Annotated in this window: 7 protein-coding genes; 4 read left to right on the top strand and 3 right to left on the bottom strand. The window is 60.7% G+C overall.

What is annotated here, in order from left to right:
- Positions 1-103: 103 nt before the first annotated feature.
- From IEW22_RS19530 to IEW22_RS19540, 3 genes are all read right to left on the bottom strand, one after another.
- On the bottom strand, positions 104-313 hold the full coding sequence (locus IEW22_RS19530) for a hypothetical protein (protein WP_188589009.1): 210 nt from the start codon (positions 311-313) through the stop codon (positions 104-106).
- Between the two features lie 229 nt (positions 314-542).
- Positions 543-830: a hypothetical protein gene (locus IEW22_RS19535; RefSeq protein WP_188589011.1), complete on the bottom strand. Its 288-nt coding sequence runs from the start codon at positions 828-830 to the stop codon at positions 543-545.
- A complete protein-coding gene (locus IEW22_RS19540; RefSeq protein WP_188589013.1) occupies positions 830-1,135 on the bottom strand; it encodes a hypothetical protein in 306 nt (101 codons plus the stop codon). The genes IEW22_RS19535 and IEW22_RS19540 overlap by 1 nt, the downstream gene beginning before the upstream one ends.
- Before the next feature lie 134 nt (positions 1,136-1,269).
- On the opposite strand from IEW22_RS19540, the gene IEW22_RS20330 reads away from it, so the two are divergent.
- The 4 genes from IEW22_RS20330 to IEW22_RS19555 all read left to right on the top strand — a co-directional run bounded on the left by IEW22_RS20330 (position 1,270) and on the right by IEW22_RS19555 (position 4,136).
- Entirely contained in the window at positions 1,270-1,524 is a 255-nt protein-coding gene (locus IEW22_RS20330) for a hypothetical protein (protein WP_229742930.1), read from the top strand.
- Positions 1,512-2,240 carry a hypothetical protein gene (locus tag IEW22_RS19545; RefSeq protein ID WP_229742931.1) on the top strand — a complete coding sequence of 243 codons (729 nt, stop codon included), beginning with the start codon at positions 1,512-1,514 and terminating at the stop codon, positions 2,238-2,240. The genes IEW22_RS20330 and IEW22_RS19545 overlap by 13 nt, the downstream gene beginning before the upstream one ends.
- A gap of 210 nt (positions 2,241-2,450) precedes the next feature.
- Positions 2,451-3,773 carry a type I restriction-modification system subunit M gene (locus tag IEW22_RS19550; RefSeq protein ID WP_188589015.1) on the top strand — a complete coding sequence of 441 codons (1,323 nt, stop codon included), beginning with the start codon at positions 2,451-2,453 and terminating at the stop codon, positions 3,771-3,773.
- Between the two features lie 15 nt (positions 3,774-3,788).
- Positions 3,789-4,136 (top strand): DUF488 domain-containing protein, encoded by a 348-nt coding sequence (locus IEW22_RS19555; RefSeq protein ID WP_188589017.1) that lies wholly within the window; start codon positions 3,789-3,791, stop codon positions 4,134-4,136.
- Positions 4,137-4,336: the final 200 nt, after the last annotated feature.

Genomic DNA, 4,336 nt, shown 5'->3' on the forward strand with positions numbered 1-4,336 from the left:
CTGGAAACAAGCCCTCGCTCAACTCGCCCTAGCCTACCCCGACCGAATCAACCCCTACCTCTAACCCACACGAGCAACTACTTACACAAAAATCTTGACAAGCTCACAGGAAGCAGAACGAGTTCTCCGCCATGATCTCCTGCATGGCCTCGCCCATCCCGAGGATGCGCTCATCGGTCATGAGGTCGTAGTGATTGGCCGCGCCGAGGTCGCCCTTCTGCTGCAGCGACCACGGCGGATCGCACAGCGCGGCACGGAACGTCCCCGGCAGCGGCGTCTTGTCCGGCAGGTTGTGATTGATATGAATGCTCATACGTAGACTCCTCCTTTCAAGAGGTAAGAATTTGATGGATCGGCCCGCCAGCAGCAGTCGAGCTGGGCGGTGTCAGCGCCCATTGCGCACTCCGGCGACCGAACCGTGAAGACCACACCGCAGCGCTCCGCCCCTCGATCCGACACAGCAGTGACCGAGGTAAGCCACGGCGGGCGGTGGGTGAAAGCCGTCGTTGTGAAATAGGCAACGATGTACGCCTACTGATGGGCTACGAGCGAGGGAGATCGGTGCGCCCGGTCGTCAGGAACATCGCTCGCGTCAACGCCTTGGAAGCCTCATCATGGTCGGCCGCGAGGTCATCGGCGAGGGACAGGATCGTCTGCCGGAGCTGCTCGGACTTCGCGTCCAGCTCCGCCTCGATCCGTGCACGACGACGCTCCTGCCACGCCTCGTACTCGTCCCACAACACTTCGACCACACACAATGCGACGAAGGCGGTAATCGCGACCAGGAGAACGACTCCCGAGGCAACCGCGATCGCGGCAAGGGATTCCATCACAGGCCCCGAGCGATGCGCTGGCCCGCACCGATGGCGTATCCGGCGATGATCGCCTCATAGAACTGCGCACCAGCCGGGGCGATCTTCATCTGCGCCTCCGCCTGCGCCACCAGCGTCGCGACGTTCGTCATCGCCTGCGACGCCAGGAACGCGTGCCCCTGCTCCCGCACCGCCGCGATCTCCGTGGACGCAGCAACCTGCTCCACCTCACGTTTGGTCTGGCGCACCAGGCTCCCTGTGATCTTCTGCCCCTGCTGGGTTGTGTGCCCACCGAACAGCGGCACCACCTGATTGCTCGACATGTTGCATGTCCTTCCGGTTGAAGAGAACCGCCCCGGATTTCCGAGACACTTCGACCGTAGAAACTCGCCCGAGGGCACTCTGAAACTCGGAATAAAGTTGGAAGCGAACACGGGCGCGAGGCGGAGGTGATGGCGTGAGACTCGATGAAGACGATGTCGCCACCCTTCACCAGCAGCTCGCCTGGCTGACCAAACGCGAGGGCTTCGCTCAACGTCGCCTCGCCCAGGCTGGGATCGTCGACGAACTCCTCCGCGGCTCCCTCGAGGACAGCTTCGAACGCCTCCGGCACCGCTTCATCTCGCGATCCACACCCTGCCCGGCGAGCAAGCAGACCTGCTGCTCGACGTGTTCGCGCTCAGCCCCGACACACACCAGGTGCCCGAGCTGATGCAACGGCGACAGATCCACGGCGACAAGATCGGACGGAAGGTCGACACCGTGCGCACGCGAGAGACCGCCGCCCTGAAGGCGTTGCACTCCCGTCTCGTCACCGGCCGCTACGCGCAGGCCCCGCTCGTGCTCGACGTGCCCGAAATGCACGGCGGCATCATCTACGAAGAGACCAGCACCCTCATCGTCGTCGAGAACCGGCGCTGGCAAGCCACCTACGAGCACTACGGGTTCGCGAACATGGCAGGCGAACTCGACTACGTCACGATCGGCCGCTCCTATCCCGGCATCGTGACCCCCAGCAGTAAGGGCGACTTCAAGGTAAACACCCGCCCGATCGACGGCGCGGGCTGGAACGACCACTTCTGGCACCTCAACACCGCCCGCACGGCGACCGAGCCGATGCAAGACCGGACACGCTACGACCTGCGCTTCCGCATCACACCGCCCGAAGACGGCAGCGAACCGGAGCCGATGACGCTCGCCAGCCGGGCGCTCCACCACCGGTCACTGCTGTTCACGCTCCGTGTCGGGTTCATCGGGGACCAGCCCGCCAGTATCTGGAAGTTCGAGGGAGCAAGCCCGTTCGCCCGTCCGCACGCCGCTAACGAGTACAACCGCGTCCAGCTCGACGCCCGCGGCACCGCGACCCTCACCCTGCGCGACGTCCACGGTGGCCTCTTCAACGGCTTCGCCTGGAGCTGGGACGCCTGACCGAGGCGGCAAGGTCTTCTCGAAAACCGCCGGTCATGAGATAATCACAGGTAGATCGCAGCGCCCGGTCGACGCGACACATGCTCCCGGCTGCATCGCCCCTCAGGCTCATGCCGCGCATGGCACCCGACCGATGTCAGTGCCTGGCGCTACGGTGAGGGTAGCCCGTAACCATAACTTAAGACGCGCCCAGGCGCAGGAGACGAACACATGGCACCGACCACCAAAGAAGGACAACGCGCCGAACTACACAAGACCATCTGGCGCATCGCGAACGACCTCCGCGGCTCCGTCGACGGCTGGGACTTCAAGTCCTACGTGCTCGGCATGCTGTTCTACCGGTTCATCTCCGAGAACCTCACCGCCTACATCAACAAGAGCGAACGCGAAGCAGGCGACCCGAGCTTCGACTACGCCCAGCTCGGCGATGCGCAAGCGGAGTTCGGACGCAAAGAGACGGTCGAGGAGAAGGGTTTCTATATCCTCCCGTCCGAGCTGTTCCAGAACGTCCGAAGGCGTGCTGCCAACGACGCGAACCTCAACGAGACCCTCGCCCGTGTCTTCAAGAACATCGAAGGCTCCGCGGTCGGTACTGACGCTGAGGACGACCTCAAGGGCTTGTTCGACGACCTTGATGTGAACAGCTCGAAGCTCGGCAACACGGTCGCCAAGCGCAACGAGAAACTCGTGAAGCTACTCGACGCGATCGGTGACCTGCCGCTGGGGAACTTCGAAGACAACTCGATCGACCTCTTCGGCGACGCCTACGAGTACCTCATGCAGATGTACGCCTCGAGTGCGGGCAAGTCTGGTGGCGAGTACTACACGCCGCAGGAAGTCTCCGAGCTGCTCGCGCGTATCACCGTGGTCGGCAAGACCCAGGTGAACAAGGTCTACGACCCCGCTGTCGGATCCGGATCGCTGCTGCTGAAGTTCGCGAAAGTCCTCGGCAAAGACAACGTGCGACAGGGCTTCTTTGCATGGCTCAATGTGCCGGCCGAGGTAGCGGCACGGCGGTTGCTGGGTTGTGAGCTGGTGCGAGAAATTGGGGGTAGGGAGATTCGTGTGCGGATTGTGGAGACAGAGGCGTACGACCAAGGAGACGAAGCCAGCCATACATTCAATGGGCGGACGGGACGCAATGACGCGATGTTTAAAAGCGCCGGGCATATGTATGTGTACTTTACCTACGGTATGCACCATTGCTGCAATGTGGTGTGCGGGCCGGAAGGGTATGGCTCGGGCGTGCTGATACGGGCGGTCGAGCCGTTGGAGGGAATAGAGGCTATTGAAGCGCGGCGGGGCATGACGGGTGTGAATGTAACCAATGGCCCGGGTAAAATATGCGCGGCGCTGGATATCGATCGGCGCTACAGCGGCCATGATTTAGCCGAGCCGCCTGTGCAATTAATTAAAAAGCCGGCACTGCCGGATAGCGCAGTTACTACCGGCAAGCGCATCGGCATTTCAAAGGCTGTGCATGAGCTGCGGCGGTTTTATGTCACAAATAATCCATATGTATCGAAAAAGTAGGAGGAAACTAGAGGTATGACCCAGTTTGTTATAAAACGGATATATGAACCAGCCAATCCGAATGACGGCTACCGCGTGCTGGTAGACCGGCTGTGGCCGCGCGGCGTGAGTAAGGAGGGAGCCGCATTGGACGAATGGGCTAAGGATATTGCACCCAGCACCGACCTGCGCAAGTGGTTCGCGCACGACCCAGCCAAGTTTGCGGCATTTACCAAGCGGTATATTGATGAAGTAAAGCAGAACCCCGAAGCTGCCGGAATCATTAGCAATTGGCGCAAGCACGATAAGGTAACATTACTATATGGCGCACGGGATAGTGCGAATAATGAAGCTGAAGTGCTGCGGCAATATTTGCTGAAGTAATAGCAGTTAGTTCTGTATGCCATAGTACGATGGGTATAAAAAACATAAGGAACTTCGTTTTACCTATAGAATCGTCTTTGCGCTGCTTGGGTTTAGCGGCTCTTCGAACTTGAGCGGGCAATGCCTGGTCAGCGGGCTGGCGTGTCGATGACGTGAGACGCCCCTGGTCTCCGGAAATCTGGATGTTGCGACACATTCCG

This window comes from Gordonia jinhuaensis, from assembly GCF_014639795.1.
GTDB classification, from domain to species: Bacteria; Actinomycetota; Actinomycetes; order Mycobacteriales; family Mycobacteriaceae; genus Gordonia_B; species Gordonia_B jinhuaensis.